Origin of the sequence: Kitasatospora sp. NPDC101183 (assembly GCF_044767945.1) — a bacterium.
GTDB lineage: Bacteria > Actinomycetota > Actinomycetes > Streptomycetales > Streptomycetaceae > Kitasatospora.
In genome coordinates this window covers 156,198-171,710 of sequence record NZ_JBIWOW010000013.1, presented here as the reverse complement: position 1 = coordinate 171,710, position 15,513 = coordinate 156,198, and the positions used below count along the sequence as shown (strand labels likewise).

The window sequence follows — 15,513 nt, the reverse complement described above, 5'->3', positions numbered from 1 at the left end:
GTCGGTGTCGGACCACTCGACCCGGCGCTCGATCGCCACGCCGGCCGGGCCGGGGCGCGGGCCGGGCGGTCCCGCGGCGGCCCGGCGGCGCAGTTCGGCGCGGTGCAGCTTGCCGGTGGCCGTGCGCGGCAGCTCCTCGACGAACTCCACCGCGCGCGGGTACTTGTAGGGCGCGATGACGGCCTTCACGTGCTCCTGCAGCGCCCGGACGGCCTCCGGCCCGGCGGCCGCGCCCGGGCGCAGCACCACGTACGCCTTGACCACGGCGCCGCGCAGCTCGTCCGGGGCGCCGACCACCGCGCAGTCGGCGACGTCGGGGTGGGCGGCGAGGGCCTGCTCGACCTCGGGGCCGGCGATGTTGTACCCGGCGGAGACGATCATGTCGTCGTTGCGGGCCCGGTACCAGAAGTAGCCGTCGGCGTCCCGGACGTAGGTGTCCCCGGTGAGGTTCCAGCCGTGGCGCACGTACGCGAGTTGCCGGTCGTCGTCCAGGTAGCGGCAGCCGGTCGGGCCCTTGACGGCGAGCAGACCGGGCGTGCCGTCCGGCACGGGCTCGCCGCGCTCGTCCAGGATCGCCGCCCGGAAGCCGGGGACGGGGCGGCCGGTGGCGCCGGGGCGGATGTCCTCCCCGGCAGCCGAGATGAACACGTGCAGCAGCTCGGTGGCGCCGATGCCGTCGATCAGCCGCTTGCCGGTGGCCGCGTGGAAGGCCTCCTGGACGGCGGCGGGCAGCGGCTCCCCGGCCGAGACGCAGCAGCGGACCCCGGCGAGGCGGTCGGCGAGCCCGGCGGCGAGGATCGCCCGGTAGGCGGTGGGTGCGGTGAACAGGACGCTGACGCCCTGGAGTCGCACCTGCTCGGTGAGCTGCTCGGGGGTGGCCTGCTCCAGCAGCAGGCCGGCGGCTCCGGCCCGCAGCGGGAAGACGAGCAGGCCGCCGAGGCCGAAGGTGAAGCCGAGCGGCGGGGTGCCGGCGAACAGGTCCTCGGGGGTGGGGCGCAGCAGGTGGCGGGAGAAGGTGTCGGCGATGGCCAGCACGTCCCGGTGGAAGTGCAGGGTGGCCTTGGGGCGGCCGGTGGTGCCGGAGGTGAAGGCGATCAGGGCCACGTCGTCGGCGGCGGTGGCGACGGCCTCGAAGCCGGGGGGTTCGGCGGCGGCGAGGGCGGTGAGGTCCTCGGGGCCCGGGCCGCCGTACGGCAGGACGCGCAGCCCGGGGGTGTCGGCGCGCCGCAACTCCTCCAGGAAGCGGTGGTCGCACAGGGCGACGGAGGGCCGGGCGACGGCGTGCAGCTCGGTGAGCTCGGCGGAGCGCAGCAGCGGGACGGTGGTGACCACCACGCCGCCGGCCTTCAGCACGGCGAGCCAACAGGCCGCCAGGTAGGGGGTATTGGGGCCGCGCAGTAGCACCCGGTTGCCGGGGACGAGGCCCAGGCGGCCGGTCAGGACGCGGGCGATCCGGTCGGCGTGGTCGCGCAGTTCGCCGTACGTCCAGGCGGTGGTGGGGGTGAGCAGGCAGCGGCGGTCGGGGCCGAGGCGCTCGATGGTGTCGTCCAGCAGGGCCCGGGCGCAGTTGAGGCGCTCCGGGTAGGCCGGCTCCGGTCGGTCCAGCTCTGGCTGGTCCAGCAGGAGTTCGGGCCACTGGTCGAAGGGCGGCAGATGGTCTCGGCAGAACGTGTCCACATGTGCGGAGGGCGACAGCTCCATGGGCGGGCACCTCATCGTGCGAGCGGGAGTGAGGCCAGTATGGCGCGCTCGTGACGACAGTCAAGAGAGCGATACACGCATTCGGGGGAGGCCGCAGGTCGGGGCCTGGGCGCACGATCCGGTGGGCCTGGCCACAGGTCCGGGATGATCGTCGTGACGGCCCGCCCCCGGGCGGTGCACAGGGGGACCGACGGACGAACGGAGGCGGGGACGCATGCGGCAGCCCGACGGATGGCCGGCAGGACCGGCGCCGGATTCCTGCGCGCCTGCACGGCGGCGCCACCGGGCGCGGGTTGGAGGTGCTCGGGCTGATGGCGGAGGGGCTCTCCGGCCAGGCCATCGCCGCTCAGCTGTTCCTCGGCGACAGCGCGATCGGCGAGTACACCACCTCGATGTTCGGCGAGCTCGGGCTCACCGACGACGACAACGGCAACCGGCGGGTGCGGGCGGTGCCGGCGTGCCCGGAGAAGGGCTGACGGCCCGTCCGTTACGTGTGGTCACCCGTCTGGCCCTGGCCGACGCCCTGGGCGATGCTCAGGGCGAAGGCGGCCAGCAGGGGGCCGGACAAGGACCTGTTGGGGGAGCGGACGTCGATCAGGAGGTCGGCCATGCGGAGGAGGGCTTCCGCGCCGTCCGCGCCGTCCATGCCGAAGGACACGAGGGCGCTCTCGTCGCCGAGGTGCGGGACGGCGGCGGTGGACGCCCCGGCGTTCGCGCCGCTGGACGGCTCTCTGCTCGGCACGATGGTCGCGCCGGGGTGGTCGCGGAGAGTGGCGAAGGCGCGGCCGGCGGTCTGCGGGGAGTCGTAGGCGATCACGGAGAACTGCAGGCTCCGCCCTCCCCCCGAGCGGAACGTCTCGGTGGCGTAGGACAGTTGGCCCGTGCAGCCGTTCGTGGCCTCCGGCAGGAGGCAGGGCCTCCCGTCGCCGGCCACGCCGGTGACCGGTCCGGACTCCACCTGCCAGAGGTCGTTCGGGAACGTGGAGATGCCCGGGAGGAGGGCACGGAGCCGCGCGGGCTCGCGCAGGGAGTGGTTGTCGCGGGCGAGACCGGGGTCCAGCACCGGGTGTGAGCTGAGGCGGACGCCGATCGCGATCAGGGCGGCGACGAGGACGAGGGCCAGGGCCGTGAGGATCGGGAGGTTGGCGCCGCGCTGGGCGACGGCCGCCCCGGCGATCCGCAGGTGGACCGTGGACTGATCGGCGGTTCTGAGGTGGACGGTCGGAGGATCGGTTGGTTCGGCCGGCCCGCCCTTCGCCTCCGGCGCCAGACTCTGATCGTCCCCCATGGCAGCTCCCCCTTGCCGCACCAGCCGTTGCCGTCCACGATCCCGGACGACCGCCCGGTTCGTACGCAGCCCGGCCTCGATGGAGACGGAACTGAAACAGGCGGCGGGGCGGGAGTGGCCCGTGGGCCGTGGGCCGTACGGGCCGCCCCGCCCCTGGCCCGGCTACGCCTTGCGGAAGCGCCCCACCAGGCTGGTCAGGCTCGACGCGCCGTCCCCCGCCTCGACGGCCCGGCGGACCGTCTCGGCGAGCACGGCCGGGATCGCGCCGTCCACGCCGGAGGCCTCGGCCGTGTGCCGGACGTGGTCGATGCTCGCGAGCACCATCGCCATCCGGTCCACGTCGCCCGCGTGGTTCCCGGCCGCGATCCGGGGCGCGTAGAACTCGATCATCCCCGGCACCAGCGAGGCCGTGGAGACGGCGTACGGCCGGAACTGCTCCGCCGAGATCCCGTTGGCCTCGGCGACGGCCGTGGCGTGCAGGTAGCCGCTCATCGAGGACCAGAACAGGTCCATCTGGATCTGGTAGTACAGCTGCGCCAGCCCCGGGTCGTCCCCCCGGTAGTCGGCGCCGGTCAGCACCTCCAGCGCGGCCCGGTGCCGCTGGAACGCCTCCACCGGGCCGCTGTAGAAGGTCGACGACTCCGGGCTACCGATCCCCGAGGGCGGCACCTGCACCCCGCCCGTCAGCTGCGCCGCCCCGCGCTCGGCGAGCCAGCGGGCGGCCCGGCGGGCCCGCTCGGGGGTGTCCGAGCTGAGGTTGGCGAACACCCGGCCGGCCACCGCGGCCTCCACCGACTCCAGCACGGCGAACACCGCGTCGTAGTCGGTGAGGCTGAGCACCACCAGCTCGTTGGCCGCCACCGCCGCCTCCGCGTCGGCCGCCAACTCCGCACCCCTGGCCACCAGTTCGTCCGCCCTCGCGGCGGTGCGGTTCCACACCGTGACGGCGTGCCCGGCGTCCAGGAACGCCCCGGCCATGGCCTGCCCCATCGGGCCGAGCCCGATCACCGTCACGGACGCCTTCGACTGCTGCATGCGAGAAACCCCTCCCCGGGAATTGACTAGAACGAACGCTCTATTCAGCGCCGGGAGCGAAGCTAGCACAGCTCTGGAACGAACGCTCTACTCAATTCCCGCTAGGATCGGGGCCGTGAGCACCCCCGAGAAGACCGAGGCCGTCGCCGGAACCCGCGAGCGGATCGTCCGGGCCACCTCCCGGCTGCTGCAGCGCCAGGGGTACGAGGGCACCGGGATCAAGCAGATCTCCCGCGAGGCCGGCGCCACGCTCGGCTCCGTCTACCACTTCTTCCCGGGCGGCAAGCAGGAGTTGGCCGCCGAGGCCATCCGCCACGGCGACGAGGAGTTCGCCGTGATCCTGCGCGCCGGGCTCGCCTCCGCCGAGGGCCCGGCCGAGGCCGTCGCCGCCTGCACGGCCCTGCTCGCGCGCGAACTGCGCGCCTCCGACTGGCAGGACGGCTGCCCGGTCATCACCACGGCCCTGGAGACGGTGGGCCGCGCCCCAGTGATCGAGGAGGCCGTCGCCGAGGCCTTCGCCCACTGGCGCGCCATCGTGGCGGAGCACCTGCACGCCTCCGGCATCGCCCCCGAGGACGCCGCGGACCTCGCCGCCACCGTCATCAACGCCCTCGAGGGTGCGGAACTCTCCGCCCAGGTGGCGCGCAGTGAGGAGCCCCTCCACCTCGCCGGGCGCCACCTGGCGCGCCTGATCTCCACCTACGCCGCGTAGCGCTATTCGATCGGCAGGGGCGCCCCCTGCTCGCTCTCCGGGCGCGGGCCGAAGATGCGGCGCTGCTCGGGGGCGATGGCGCGCTCGTTGATGCTCGCCTCCCGGCGGCGCATCAGGCCCTCCTCGTCGAACTCCCACAGCTCGTTGCCGTAGGCCCGCCACCACTGGCCGTCCGCGTCGCGGTACTCGTACTGGAAGCGCACCGCCATGCGGTGGCCCCGGAAGCCCCAGAGCTCCTTGCGGAGGGCGTAGTCGCGCTCCCGGGCCCACTTCTCGTGGAGGAAGGCCGTGATCTCCTCCCGGCCGGTGACGAACCGGTCCCGGTTCCGCCAGACGGAGTCCTCGGTGTAGGCGAGGGCGACGCGTTCGGGGTCGCGGCTGTTCCAGGCGTCCTCGGCGGCCTGGACCTTCCGGCGGGCGGTCTCCTCGTCGAACGGCGGGTGCGGTGCCATGGCGGGCTCCTTCGCGGACGGTTGGGAGAACGAGCGTTCTCCCGCTGTCCGATACTCTAGAGAACGACCGTTCTCGATGCCAGTGGGAGGCGCTGTGGAGCAGAAGGAAGCCCGGGTGCGGCTGCTGGACGCCGCCGAGCGGCTGTTCTACGAACGCGGGGTCCAGGCCGTGGGCATGGACGAGATCCGCGCCGCCTCCGGGGTCTCGCTCAAGCGGCTCTACCAGTGCTTCCCCTCCAAGGGCGAACTGGTCGAGGGCTACCTGCGCCGCCGCGACGAGCGCTGGCGCGCCGACCTCGCCGACCACGTCGCCCGGCGCGCCGGAACGGCGGAGGCCGCGCCGCTCGCCGTGTTCGACTGGCTGCACGCCTGGTTCTCCGCCCCCGGCTACCGGGGCTGCGCCTTCATCAACTCCTTCGGCGAACTCGGCGCCACCTCGGACGGCGTGGCCGCCGCCGCCCGCGACCACAAGAGCGCCGTCCGCGCCTACGTCGCCGACCTCGTGAGCGACCTGCCGCGCGTCGACGACCCGTCGGCGCTGGCCGACCAGCTGCTCCTCCTGGTCGACGGCGCCATCGCCACCGCCGCCATCAGCGGTGACCCGTCCGCCGCCCGGCACGCCCGCGCGGCGGCCGCGACACTCATCGCCGCGGCGGCGCGCTGACCGGTAGCGTGCTGCGCATGACCGCTGCCCAGGACGACTTCCTCGCCATGGCCCGTACGGCCGAACAGCTGCTGCACCGCCCGGAGGTCGCGGCTGCCTGGCAACAGCCCAGTGCGCTCGCCGAGTTCACCGTCGGCGGCCTCGCGGGCCACCTCGCGTACCAGATCCTGTGCGTGCCCCCGACCCTGGTCGGGCCGCTGCCGGTGGAGGAGACGGTGCCCCTGCTCGGGCACTACCAGCGGGCGAAGTGGGTCGGCGCCGACCTCGACGCGGAGATCAACGTCCAACTCCGCGAGGGCGGCGAGCGGATCGCGGCCCCGGGGCCCGCCGCGCTGGCCGAGCAGGTCGCCGCCGCGCTCGCGGAGCTGACGGTGGCGCTGGCGAAGGAGGACGGGGCCCGGCCGGTCCGGCTGCCGTTCTGGAGCGCCTACACGCTCACCATCGACGACCTGCTGATCACCCGGACGATGGAACTGGCCGTCCACAGCGACGACTTGGCCGTCAGCGTCGGCATCGAGACCCCGGAGTTCCCGCCGGAGGCCACCGAGTCCGTGGTCGGCCTGCTCGCCCGCCTCGCCGTGTGGCGCCACGGCCCGGTGGACGTGCTGCGCGCCCTCAGCCGCGCCGAGCGGGCACCGGGGAGCATCGCCGCGATCTGACGGCCGTGTGCTTTCGGATCAGGGTTGGCGGATCAGGGCGGCCATCACCGCCACCGGCAGCGCGAGCGCCCACTCAGGGCGGCCCCGACCGAGGTCGAGCAGGGCGAGCGGGCATCATGCCCGCCCGCACACCGTCGCCGCCTCCGGTTTTCGACCGCCTACCGCAGGTCGAACACCAGCCGGGCCGAGACCTTGCCGGAGAGCACCTCGTCGAAGCAGGCGTTGACCTCCTCCAGCCGCCGGGTCTCGCGGATCACCCGCGTCCGGCCGAGCGCGTGCAGCCGGAACACCTCGGCGAGGTCCTCCCGGGTGCCGACGATCGAGCCGATCACCTTGGTGCCGTTCAACACCGTCTCGAACACGGGCAGTTCGAGCTTGCCGCCGGCCGGGAGCGCGACAAGGACGAGGGTGCCGCCGCGCCGCAGGGCGCCGTACGCGGCCTGGAAGGAGGCGTTGCTGACGGCGAGGGCGATCGCCGCGTGGGCGCCGCCGAGGGCCTGGACCTCGGCGGCGACGTCCTGGGTGCGGGCGTCGAGGACGTGGTCGGCGCCGAGTTCGCGGGCGAGGGCGAGCTTGTCGTCCGTCACGTCGACGGCGATGGTCTCGGCGCCGCTGATCCGGGCGTACTGGAGGGCGAGGTGGCCGAGGCCGCCGATGCCGGAGACGAGGACCCGGGTGCCGGGGCGGGCGCCGGAGACCTTGAGCGCCTTGTAGGTGGTGACGCCGGCGCAGGAGAGCGGGGCGGCGTCGAGCGGGTCGAGGCCGTCGGGGACGGGGACGACGTAGTCGCCGTGCGCCAGCGCGTACTCGGCGTAGGCGCCGTCCACGGAGTAGCCGCTGTTGTGCTGCTGGAGGCAGAGGGTCTCCCAGCCGGAGACGCACTGGTCGCAGCGCCCGCAGGCGTCGGCGAGCCAGGGGATGGCGACGCGTTCGCCGATCCGGACGTGGCGCGCCTGCGGGCCGACGGCCTCGACGATGCCGACGCCCTCGTGGCCGGGGACGAACGGCGGGCTGGGCTTGACCGGCCAGTCGCCGTGGGCGGCGTGGATGTCGGTGTGGCAGAGCCCGGAGGCCTCCAGCCGGACGCGGACCTGGTGGCCGGCGGGCTCGGGGACGGGCCGGTCCTCGATGGTCAGCGGTGCGGTGAAGTCGTGGACGACGGCGGCCTTCATGCGCTCTCCCTCGGGCGTGTCCGGGTGCTGCTCCTGCGGGCGGGCCGCGTACGGACGCAGCCCGCCACCAGGATCACCCGTTGGAGTGCGAACCACCGTTCGAGCTGGGCCGAACGAGTGAAGGATGCCCGGGAGGCACCGCAGGTCAGCCCGCAGGTCAGCCCGCAGGTCGGCCCGCAGGTCGGCCCGTAGGCACAGCCGGAGCGACGGGCCTCGACATGTACACCGCCCGCCGCCCGTAGCACTCCGGCACCGCCACCTCCCGGTGGCCCCGGTAGCCGAGCAGCCGCAGCAGGATGTCCGCGCCGCGCACCGCGACCATCGAGATGGTCCGGTACCCCTGGGCGTCCGCCTCCCGCTGGAAGTGCCGCATGAAGCCCAGCGCCACCTCCCGCCCGCGCAGTTCCTCGGCGATCACCAGGTCGTGCACGTGCAGGTTCTCGGAGGCGAAGGCCTCCGCCTCCGGCCGCGTCAGGTCCGGGCAGCGCAGCGGCGGGTACGGCAGGCTCAGCAGGTAGCCGTGCACGACGCCGTCCCGCTCCAGGACGAAGCACGTCCCCGGCGAGGCGCTCCCGCGCGAGCGCAGCGCCTCCCCGCCCTCGGAGAGGCCGTCGGCGGCGTAGGCGTCGTGCTCCAGGGCGATCACGGCGTCCCAGTCGCCGTCGGCGAGCAGGCGGATGCGGAAGTCCTCGCTCACGCGGACGGCACCTGGGAAGCGGACGCGACGGTCCCGAGCCCGTTCGCACGCGCGGCGGCCACCATCGGCGCCCAGTTCTCGATCAGCAGCGCCCAGAGCTCCGCGTCCGCCTGCGCCTCGTCCAGCAGTTCCTGCCGCCGCTCGGCGACGAGGTCGGCGATCCCGGCGTACTTGCCGCCGAGCTTGCGGTAGCAGCCGTCCAGGACGTCCAGGCAGTGCTCGTTCCCGGAGCGGTCCCAGTCGAAGGTGCCGCGCACCAGCTCCAGGATCGGCTCGACCCGCAGCACGTTGCGCTCGTCCATCATGCCGCGCCCGAGGTCGATCATCTGGCCGTAGACCGGGTACAGGTACAGCATCGACAGCAGGAACTTGACGAACCGCATCTGGTATGCGACGAAGCCCGCGTCGGTGCGGCGCTCGGGCGTGTAGTAGTTGACGATGTGGCGGTTGTGGACGACGCCGGGCATCTTCGCGTGCACCATGGCGTGGTGCAGGGCGTAGTCGCTGCCGATGGTCTCGGTGGCGGGCAGCAGCGGCAGCACCTCGTAACCCCGGTGGTCCAGGGCGACGTTGCACATGTAGACGTCCCAGATGTCGGGGACGCCGAGGACGGACTCGTCGGTGGTGAACGCGGTGTCGCCGCCGCCCTTGAAGGAGAGTTCGACCATCGCGTCCTTCTCCTCGTCCGACCACACCGGCGGCGCCCACAGGCGGACGACCTCGCGGTAGATGTCCGGGTCCAGCTCGCGGATCTCGCTGATGTCCACGCAGAGTTCGCCGATGAAGGCGCCGCTGACCAGCATCACGGGGGCGTCCGCGTCGGCCGGGTCCAGCTCGGAGCGGGTCACGCCGGCCACCGCCTCGCCGGCCGGCTTGCCGATCGAGAGCAGCTCGTGGTGGATCGAGAACATCTTCTCGCCGCCGACGACCTGGAAGTCGGCGTCGTCGTTGCGCAGGTGGGTGGAGGTGCAGCCGAGGGCGGCCGCGCCCAGGAAGAGCCGGTTGACGCAGGACCCGTACGCGACGGCGTTCTCGGGGAGCATCAGCTCCAGCAGCAGCGCGGGGTCGGCGGCGCCGGAGTCCTCGGCGACCTTGCGGAAGAACGCGCGCTGCTCCTCGTTGCCGAGGTGGTGGACGGTGACGCCCGCGACGGGGGCGAGCGTGGCCACGGCGTCCGCGTTGCGCGCGAACTCCTCGCCCTCGGTGGTGTCGAGGATCAGCAGGTGCACCTCGACCTCGAAGTTCGCGACGGCGTAGGCCGCCTCCTCGGCGAGCTCCACGATGGTCTCGGGACAGGGGCGCATGGTGGGCAGGGCGAGGCAGACTCTTTGCATGGTGCGGGGTTCTCCGTCGGGTCGTCAGATGCGGTTCCGCAGCGGGTGGTTGGGCGCAACGGCGCGCGTCCCGGACGCGGGCTGGGACCGGTCCGTCGCACCACCGTGGACTAGACCATTTCCGAAGTCAACGATTGACAGCGGGCCCCGGGCGGGGTGCAATGCGCGCGCCCTGCCCCGAGGTGGACGCGCCCCCGCCTCGCACGGGCGCGCGAAACCCCCTCCCGTAACCGAACGGCCGGACGGGTCGCGGAGGTTCAGCGGCACGGAACACCAGGAAACCCCCGGAACGAGGTCAATCCGGACCACGGATCTGCCGATACCCCGGACGACGTCCTTACGCCGTTCGGAGGAGGAGATCCGATGCCCGAGCTGTGGCTGCCCGGAGCCGAGATCCACGACCTCGGCGACCACGCGCCGACCGACCAGCAGTACCCGCCGAAGGCCATCGCCCACATCACCTGGGACCGCAACGCCACGGCCGCCGCGCCGCAGGACTGGTGCTCCTACGAGGACCTGGTCGGCTACTTCACCGGGGGCGGCGCCGGGGACGCCCCCCACCTGGTCTGGGACCCGTTCAGCGGCCGCACCACCCAGCTCTTCCCCGCCGACTCCCGCTCCAAGAGCCTGCTCAGCCCCGGCCAGAGCCCCACCCGCACCAACCGGGCCGGCCGGGTCGTCATCCAGATCGAGGCCGTCTTCTTCCCCTACTGCCGCCACCAGGGTGCCGTCTACCCCCGCCTGGTCGACACCCCCTGCGCGGGCTGGGACCGCATCCACGCCTGGATCGCCTCCTGGGGCGTGCCCGACACCTGGCCGATGGGTCGGCCCGTGGACTTCTCCTCCCACCGCGACGAACAGGTCTGGGAGAGCGGCGGCGGCTGGTTCGCGCACGCCCACGTCCCGTACAACGACCACACCGACCCCGGCTCCTGGCCCGAGTTCACCGGCGCCCCCTCGCAGTCCCACCCGGCCCCGCCGCCGGGCTCGGGCGGCGGCTCCCCGGCGCGCTACCAGGTGACGATCAACGGCCTCGCCTACGGCTACGGCGCCCAGGGCTACCAGGTCACGGCGGTCGGCCGCGCCCTGGTGGCGAAAGGATTCGGCGGGCACTACCGGTCGGGCCCCGGCCCGACCTGGACGGACGCGGACACCGAGTGCTACGCCGACTACCAGCGCAGCCTCGGCTACACCGGCGGCGCCGCCGACGGCGTCCCCGGCGAGGACTCCCTGCTGCGGCTGCTCGGCTACCTGCCCGGCCCGCGCACCGTCTCCCTGGCCCACCTGCTCGCCGCCGCCCACGCCGACCCGCCCGCCGAGCAGGACCACCGCACGTACGGCTCCGAGGTCGCGATCGTGCAGCAGGCGCTCGTGGACGAGGGGCTGCTCGAACAGCGCTGGGTGCGGGGCTCGTACGGCACCCTGACGGTCGCCGCCTACGCCGGGTGGCAGCGCCGCTGCGGCTACAGCGGGGGAGCGGCGGACGGCCTCCCGGGGCGGGACTCGCTCCAGCGCCTCGGCGCGGCGCGGGGCTTCGCCGTCACCGGGTAGGCCCGGCGCCCCGCAGCCCGGGCGAGGTCATGCGTACGAACCGGGAATCCGCCCCCGCGCCGGCACGTTGGCCCGGACGTGACCAGCGTGCGAAGGCAACCGTTGCGGCTCTCCGTCCTCGACCGCTCCCGGACCAGGCGCGGCGAGGAGCCCGCCGAGGCGCTGCGCGCCACGGTGGCCCTCGCCCGCGAGGTCGAGCGGCTCGGCTACCACCGCTTCTGGGTCTCCGAGCACCACGGCGTCCCCGGCGTGGCCGGCTCCGCGCCGACGGTGCTCGCCGCCGCGATCGCCTCCGCCACCTCCCGCATCCGGGTCGGCACGGGCGGGGTGATGCTGCCCAACCACCAGCCGATGGTGGTCGCCGAGCAGTTCGGCGTGCTCGCCGCGCTGTTCCCCGGGCGGATCGACATGGGCCTCGGCCGGTCGGTCGGCTTCACCGACGGCGTCCGGCGGGCGCTCGGCCGGGAGAAGGACGCCGCGGACGACTTCGGCGCCCAACTCGCCGAGCTGATCGGCTGGTTCGACGGCACCCAGCAGGCCCACCGGGGCGTCCACGCCCGCCCGGCGGAGGGCCTGCGGGTGCCCGCGTACGTCCTGGCCACCGGCGAGGGCGCCGGCCTCGCCGCCGAGGCCGGGCTGCCGCTGGTGATCGCCGCCCCGCGCGGGGAGGAGCGGATGCTCACGGCGATCGAGCGCTACCGCGCCGACTTCCGCCCCTCCGGGCAGTCCGCCGAACCGTACGTCATCGTCTCCGGCACGGTGGCCGTCGCCGGGACGGCCGAGCGGGCGCTGGACCTGCTGGTGCCCGAGGCCTGGTCCGGCGCGTACTCGCGCACCCACGGCGAGTTCCCGCCGCTGGTCCCGGCGGCCGAGGTCCGGGCCCTGGGGATGACCGCCCGCGAGCGGGCCGCCTTCGACCAGTCGATGAAGGGCCACATCGCGGGCACCCCGCGGCAGGCCGCCGAGCAGCTGCGCGCCCTGGTGGAGCGGACGGGCGCGGACGAGTTCCTGCTCGCGACCAGTACCTACGACCGGGCCGAACTGCTCGACTCCCACCGGCTGCTGGCGGAGGCGCTCGGCCAGGTGTAGGGCGTCCGGTGTAAGGCGTCGGGCGTGGGGCGGCGGGCGGCTCCGGGCTGGCGGCAGCTCATCGCTTTATCGCACTTTCATGGGTCTGGCCGACTCCAGTGGCCCGATATCGGTCAAGGTCCGTCGCCAGGTGGCCGGTTGACGGCGTTCCGGCGCGATCGGCAGGCCAGCGGGTTTGTCCCCGTGGCATGATTGACAGACCGTCAGACCTTGGCCGGAAACCATCGCATCCGGTGTGAATATGCCATCGGAATGTTCGGTCAACGGGATCCGGCAGTAGCCTTCCGTGTCGAACCTGCCACTGCTGGTGGCGGTTCGGCCCGGAGCCGCGCTGCGCTCCGGCCGCCCTGACCCCTGCGAAGGAGCCGGTGTGCCGGGTATCGACGAATGCCTCTCCGGGGCGATGACGATCGCCGGGGCCCGCGCCGCGAGCCTGGTCGACTGGGGCAGCGGGCTGGCGCTCGGAAGCCTCGGGCAGAGCCCGACCGGCGAGCACGAGACCTCCGCCGCCGAGGCGACCGACCTGGTGCGGGCGGCCGTCGAGAGCCGGACCTTCACCGCGGCGGAGGACGCCGGCGCCCCGCTGGAGGACATCATCGTCACCGCCGGCCGCAGCTACCACCTCATCCGCTTCGTCGACACCGTCTTCGACAACCGGCTCGTGCTGCACCTCTGGCTCGACCGCTCCGAGGGGAACCTCGCCGCCGCCCGCTTCCGGCTCCAGGCGCTCGCCGAGGACCTGGTGCTGGGGTGACCGTGATGCCCGGCGCGATACCCGAGGCGGCGTCCGTCGCCTTCCGGACACCGGGCGCGGGAGCGGGGCGCCGCCCGTGACCGCGACCGCCACCGCACCCGCCGCGCCGCCCCCGCCGGGCGAGCCCCGCACCCCCGGCGAGGCGCTCGACCTGCTCGCCGCCCGCCGCGCCACCGGCGCCCTGCACGGCCCGCTCGGCACCCTGCACCTGGTCGGCGGCCTCGTCACCGCCGCCGAGTCCCCCCGCGCCCCCGGCCTGGCCGACCTGCTCACCGGCAGCGGCCGCATCACCCCCGGGGAATGGGCCGACCTGCTCGGCGCCCACGGCCCGCACTCCCGCGTCGCGGCCGCACTCGTCGAACGCCGCCTCCTCACCCGGGGCGAACTCGAACTCGGCCACCTGGGAACCCTGTTCGACGCCGCCTTCTTCGTCCTCGCCGACCCGGCCGGCGGCACCTGGCGCTACGAGGCCGACACCCGCCACTGGCTCGGCGAGGTCGCCGCCGTCGACCCGGACCGCCTGCACCGCGAGGTCGAACGCCGCCGGCGGCTCCTCGACGGCCTCTGGCCCTCCGCCCGGCTCGACACCGAGCCCGTCCGCCCCAGCGAACGCGGACGCCACCCCGAACACCGTACGGCCGGCCGCCGGCGCCGCGAACTCCTCGACCGCGCCGACGGCCGAAGAACCCCCGCCGACCTGGCCAGGCTCCTCGGCCGCTCCGGCTTCGGCGTCACGGCCGACGTGCGCCGCCTCGCCGCCGCCGGGCTGCTGGAGACCGCCGAGGGGCTCGCCGAGGTGGCCGCCGAGGGGGTGCCGACCGTCCGGCGGGGCCTCGCCGGCCTGCACCGCAGGGTCCCCGGCGCGACCCTGCGCGCCGCCCCCGCCCCCGCCCGCTCCGACCACCCGCCCGCCACGGCAGCGGCCCACCCGCTGACCGTCCCCGACCCGGACGTCGCGCTGCTGACGAGGGTCCGAGACCTACTGGAGGCCCGACTTTGACCCACTCCCCGCCCGCGACCCCGCCGTCCCGGCCATGAGGCGGGCCCTCAAGCAGCGAGTCGGAAGGAGACAACTGATCGCCTTGGAAACCGAGTTGCTCGCCGAACTGCGCGCCGTCAAGCAGCGCGTCCCGCACCTCGCGGGCGGCCTGGTGGCCAGCGTCGACGGCCTGCTGGTCGCGCACGACACCCACGGGACGGAACCCTCCGGACTGGCCGCCATGACGGCCGCCTCGCTCTCGCTGGCCCAGCGCCTCGCCGACACCACCGGCCAGGGCGAGTTCCGCGAGTCGCTGGTGCGCGGCGAGCACGGCTACGTCGCCACGTACGCCTCCGGCGGCAGTTGCGTGCTGACCCTCCTGGCCCATCCGGACGTCAACGTCGGACGGCTCCACCTGGAGGCCCGCCGCTGCGCCCAGCGGATCGCCGGGCTGCTCAACGACAGCCTGCTGCCCGGCACCTGACCATCCACCGCACCGACAGCCAGTTCCACCGAACAGGTCCACCGAACAGGTCCACCGAACGAACGGGAGACACGACATGACCGACGCAGCCGGCGCGCTCAAGCAGGCCATGACCAGCATCGAGGGCGCCCTCGGCGGGGCCCTCGTCGACTACAACAGCGGCATGGCGCTCGCCACCCTCGACGGCCCCGGCGGCCTGGACCTCAACGTCGCCGCCGCCGGGAACACCGACGTGGTGCGCGCCAAGATGCGCACCATGGACATGCTCGGCCTTCAGGACGGGATCGAGGACATCCTCATCACCCTCAGCAGTCAGTACCACCTGATCCGCCCGCTCAGCGGCCGCGGCGGCAAGGGCCTGTTCCTCTACCTCGCCCTGGACCGCGCCCGCGCCAACCTCGCGATGGCCCGCCACCAGCTGACCCGCATCGAGGCCGACCTGGAGGTCTGAGCCCGCCGGTCGGCCCCCTGACGCCCTGGAACCCCGGCCTCCTGAACCCCGGCCCCCTGAACCCCGGACCTCCTGACCCCCGGCGGAGAGCTCAGGCTCCGCCGGGCCCGGGCCAGCTCACCTCGCCGCCCGGCAGCCCGCACACCTCGCCCTCGGCCGTCAGCACGCTCCACGGCGCCAGCATCGCGTGCGGCGGCACGGACAGCGCGCCGCCCTCCGCGAAGCCCAGCTCCAGGCCGCCCGCCAGGGTGATCCGGGCGGAGCCGACGGTGCGGCCGACCAGGGCCAGCAGGGCGGGGGAGGGGCGGAAGGTCAGCGCCGGGAAGAAGTGCTCCACCTCCTCCGGTGCGGCGAACGAGGGCTCCGCGTACCGGAATTCGTGCGCCACCCGGACGCTCACCGCCCCGCCGAGCCCCAGCTCCAGCCGGGCGCCGCCGCCGACGGACTCCACCCGCCGCCCGGCCAGCACCCGCCTGATCCTCTCGTCCACG

At 74.2% G+C, this 15,513-nt stretch carries 17 protein-coding genes and 1 pseudogene; 10 read left to right on the top strand and 8 right to left on the bottom strand.

Going from position 1 to position 15,513, the window contains the following annotated elements; all coding sequences use genetic code 11:
* Positions 1-63: 63 nt before the first annotated feature.
* Positions 64-1,701: pseudogene (locus ACIRRS_RS20050) on the bottom strand (AMP-binding protein); the annotation flags it as partial.
* A 311-nt stretch (positions 1,702-2,012) separates the two neighbouring features.
* On the opposite strand from ACIRRS_RS20050, the gene ACIRRS_RS20045 reads away from it, so the two are divergent.
* Entirely contained in the window at positions 2,013-2,177 is a 165-nt protein-coding gene (locus ACIRRS_RS20045; protein ID WP_402972383.1) for a hypothetical protein, read from the top strand.
* Between the two features lie 11 nt (positions 2,178-2,188).
* Here ACIRRS_RS20045 and ACIRRS_RS20040 read toward each other — a convergent pair whose 3' ends face one another.
* Together ACIRRS_RS20040 and ACIRRS_RS20035 are read right to left on the bottom strand one after the other, a co-directional pair.
* Positions 2,189-2,989 (bottom strand): hypothetical protein, encoded by an 801-nt coding sequence (locus tag ACIRRS_RS20040; RefSeq protein ID WP_402972381.1) that lies wholly within the window; start codon positions 2,987-2,989, stop codon positions 2,189-2,191.
* Positions 2,990-3,151: 162 nt separating this feature from the next.
* The gene (locus ACIRRS_RS20035; RefSeq protein WP_402972379.1) at positions 3,152-4,024 is read right to left on the bottom strand and encodes an NAD(P)-dependent oxidoreductase; all 873 of its coding nucleotides are present in this window, start codon (positions 4,022-4,024) and stop codon (positions 3,152-3,154) included.
* 115 nt (positions 4,025-4,139) lie between these two features.
* Between ACIRRS_RS20035 and ACIRRS_RS20030 the strand changes: the two genes are divergently transcribed.
* Complete coding sequence (locus ACIRRS_RS20030) at positions 4,140-4,736, top strand: TetR/AcrR family transcriptional regulator (RefSeq protein WP_402972377.1); 597 nt, start codon at positions 4,140-4,142, stop codon at positions 4,734-4,736.
* A 2-nt stretch (positions 4,737-4,738) separates the two neighbouring features.
* On the opposite strand, the gene ACIRRS_RS20025 is transcribed toward ACIRRS_RS20030, so the two are convergent.
* The gene (locus ACIRRS_RS20025; RefSeq protein WP_402972375.1) at positions 4,739-5,188 is read right to left on the bottom strand and encodes a nuclear transport factor 2 family protein; all 450 of its coding nucleotides are present in this window, start codon (positions 5,186-5,188) and stop codon (positions 4,739-4,741) included.
* A gap of 76 nt (positions 5,189-5,264) precedes the next feature.
* On the opposite strand from ACIRRS_RS20025, the gene ACIRRS_RS20020 reads away from it, so the two are divergent.
* Together ACIRRS_RS20020 and ACIRRS_RS20015 are read left to right on the top strand one after the other, a co-directional pair.
* Positions 5,265-5,852 carry a TetR/AcrR family transcriptional regulator gene (locus tag ACIRRS_RS20020; RefSeq protein WP_402972373.1) on the top strand — a complete coding sequence of 196 codons (588 nt, stop codon included), beginning with the start codon at positions 5,265-5,267 and terminating at the stop codon, positions 5,850-5,852.
* 17 nt (positions 5,853-5,869) lie between these two features.
* Positions 5,870-6,511, top strand: a complete 642-nt coding sequence (locus tag ACIRRS_RS20015) for a maleylpyruvate isomerase N-terminal domain-containing protein (RefSeq protein ID WP_402972371.1) — start codon at positions 5,870-5,872, stop codon at positions 6,509-6,511.
* A 158-nt stretch (positions 6,512-6,669) separates the two neighbouring features.
* Here ACIRRS_RS20015 and adhP read toward each other — a convergent pair whose 3' ends face one another.
* The 3 genes from adhP to ACIRRS_RS20000 form a co-directional block, all read right to left on the bottom strand.
* Positions 6,670-7,683, bottom strand: coding sequence for an alcohol dehydrogenase AdhP (gene adhP, locus ACIRRS_RS20010; RefSeq protein ID WP_402972369.1), 1,014 nt, complete (start codon positions 7,681-7,683; stop codon positions 6,670-6,672).
* 157 nt (positions 7,684-7,840) lie between these two features.
* Positions 7,841-8,380: a GNAT family N-acetyltransferase gene (locus tag ACIRRS_RS20005; RefSeq protein ID WP_402972367.1), complete on the bottom strand. Its 540-nt coding sequence runs from the start codon at positions 8,378-8,380 to the stop codon at positions 7,841-7,843.
* Complete coding sequence (locus ACIRRS_RS20000) at positions 8,377-9,714, bottom strand: DUF6271 family protein (protein WP_402972365.1); 1,338 nt, start codon at positions 9,712-9,714, stop codon at positions 8,377-8,379. The genes ACIRRS_RS20005 and ACIRRS_RS20000 overlap by 4 nt, the downstream gene beginning before the upstream one ends.
* Positions 9,715-10,077: 363 nt before the next feature.
* Here ACIRRS_RS20000 and ACIRRS_RS19995 point away from each other — a divergent pair, with 363 nt between their 5' ends.
* The 6 genes from ACIRRS_RS19995 (at position 10,078) to ACIRRS_RS19970 (ending at position 15,022) form a co-directional block, all read left to right on the top strand.
* Entirely contained in the window at positions 10,078-11,265 is a 1,188-nt protein-coding gene (locus ACIRRS_RS19995) for a peptidoglycan-binding protein (RefSeq protein WP_402972363.1), read from the top strand.
* Between the two features lie 87 nt (positions 11,266-11,352).
* Positions 11,353-12,354: an LLM class flavin-dependent oxidoreductase gene (locus ACIRRS_RS19990; RefSeq protein WP_402972361.1), complete on the top strand. Its 1,002-nt coding sequence runs from the start codon at positions 11,353-11,355 to the stop codon at positions 12,352-12,354.
* 370 nt (positions 12,355-12,724) lie between these two features.
* On the top strand, positions 12,725-13,108 hold the full coding sequence (locus tag ACIRRS_RS19985; RefSeq protein ID WP_402972359.1) for a hypothetical protein: 384 nt from the start codon (positions 12,725-12,727) through the stop codon (positions 13,106-13,108).
* A 76-nt stretch (positions 13,109-13,184) separates the two neighbouring features.
* Positions 13,185-14,108: a transcriptional regulator gene (locus ACIRRS_RS19980; protein ID WP_402972357.1), complete on the top strand. Its 924-nt coding sequence runs from the start codon at positions 13,185-13,187 to the stop codon at positions 14,106-14,108.
* 82 nt (positions 14,109-14,190) lie between these two features.
* Entirely contained in the window at positions 14,191-14,571 is a 381-nt protein-coding gene (locus ACIRRS_RS19975) for a roadblock/LC7 domain-containing protein (RefSeq protein ID WP_402972355.1), read from the top strand.
* A gap of 76 nt (positions 14,572-14,647) precedes the next feature.
* The gene (locus tag ACIRRS_RS19970) at positions 14,648-15,022 is read left to right on the top strand and encodes a hypothetical protein (protein WP_402972353.1); all 375 of its coding nucleotides are present in this window, start codon (positions 14,648-14,650) and stop codon (positions 15,020-15,022) included.
* 91 nt (positions 15,023-15,113) lie between these two features.
* Here ACIRRS_RS19970 and ACIRRS_RS19965 read toward each other — a convergent pair whose 3' ends face one another.
* The gene (locus ACIRRS_RS19965) at positions 15,114-15,512 is read right to left on the bottom strand and encodes a DUF6188 family protein (protein WP_402972352.1); all 399 of its coding nucleotides are present in this window, start codon (positions 15,510-15,512) and stop codon (positions 15,114-15,116) included.
* Between the last annotated feature and the right edge of the window lies 1 nt (position 15,513).

What these genes read in the sequence shown, in the direction of transcription:
- ACIRRS_RS20045 (WP_402972383.1), top strand. Translation starts at nt 2,013, where the DNA reads ATGGCGGAGGGGCTCTCCGGCCAGGCCATCGCCGCTCAGCTGTTCCTC.
- ACIRRS_RS20040 (WP_402972381.1), bottom strand. Translation starts at nt 2,989, where the DNA reads ATGGGGGACGATCAGAGTCTGGCGCCGGAGGCGAAGGGCGGGCCGGCC.
- ACIRRS_RS20035 (WP_402972379.1), bottom strand. Translation starts at nt 4,024, where the DNA reads ATGCAGCAGTCGAAGGCGTCCGTGACGGTGATCGGGCTCGGCCCGATG.
- ACIRRS_RS20025 (WP_402972375.1), bottom strand. Translation starts at nt 5,188, where the DNA reads ATGGCACCGCACCCGCCGTTCGACGAGGAGACCGCCCGCCGGAAGGTC.
- ACIRRS_RS20020 (WP_402972373.1), top strand. Translation starts at nt 5,265, where the DNA reads ATGCCAGTGGGAGGCGCTGTGGAGCAGAAGGAAGCCCGGGTGCGGCTG.
- ACIRRS_RS20015 (WP_402972371.1), top strand. Translation starts at nt 5,870, where the DNA reads ATGACCGCTGCCCAGGACGACTTCCTCGCCATGGCCCGTACGGCCGAA.
- adhP (WP_402972369.1), bottom strand. Translation starts at nt 7,683, where the DNA reads ATGAAGGCCGCCGTCGTCCACGACTTCACCGCACCGCTGACCATCGAG.
- ACIRRS_RS20000 (WP_402972365.1), bottom strand. Translation starts at nt 9,714, where the DNA reads ATGCAAAGAGTCTGCCTCGCCCTGCCCACCATGCGCCCCTGTCCCGAG.
- ACIRRS_RS19995 (WP_402972363.1), top strand. Translation starts at nt 10,078, where the DNA reads ATGCCCGAGCTGTGGCTGCCCGGAGCCGAGATCCACGACCTCGGCGAC.
- ACIRRS_RS19970 (WP_402972353.1), top strand. Translation starts at nt 14,648, where the DNA reads ATGACCGACGCAGCCGGCGCGCTCAAGCAGGCCATGACCAGCATCGAG.